Annotated in this window: 2 tRNA genes and 1 rRNA gene; all 3 read right to left on the reverse strand. The window is 54.9% G+C overall.

Annotated features, from left to right (window positions below):
- Nucleotides 1–14: 14 nt before the first annotated feature.
- Nucleotides 15–89, reverse strand: a tRNA-Glu gene (locus tag KNO72_RS15535).
- Nucleotides 90–94: 5 nt separating this feature from the next.
- A tRNA-Asn gene (locus KNO72_RS15540) sits at nucleotides 95–169 on the reverse strand.
- A gap of 8 nt (nucleotides 170–177) precedes the next feature.
- Nucleotides 178–264 (reverse strand): 5S ribosomal RNA (gene rrf, locus KNO72_RS15545); the annotation flags it as partial.

The raw sequence follows: 264 nt of genomic DNA on the forward strand, positions 1-264 counted from the left end.
CTAATCCTCCATATTGGTGACCCGTACGGGATTCGAACCCGTGTTACCGCCGTGAAAGGGCGGTGTCTTAACCGCTTGACCAACGGGCCTAAATTGGCTCCGCAAGTAGGATTTGAACCTACGACCTACCGGTTAACAGCCGGTTGCTCTACCACTGAGCTATTGCGGAACGATCTTGCCTGGCAACGTCCTATCCTCACAGGGGGAGATCCCCCAACTACTTTCGGCGCTGAGACGCTTAACTTCCGTGTTCGGCATGGGAAC

It is taken from the genome of Exiguobacterium sp. s123, from assembly GCF_018617075.1.
Taxonomy (GTDB): Bacteria; Bacillota; Bacilli; order Exiguobacteriales; family Exiguobacteriaceae; genus Exiguobacterium; species Exiguobacterium profundum.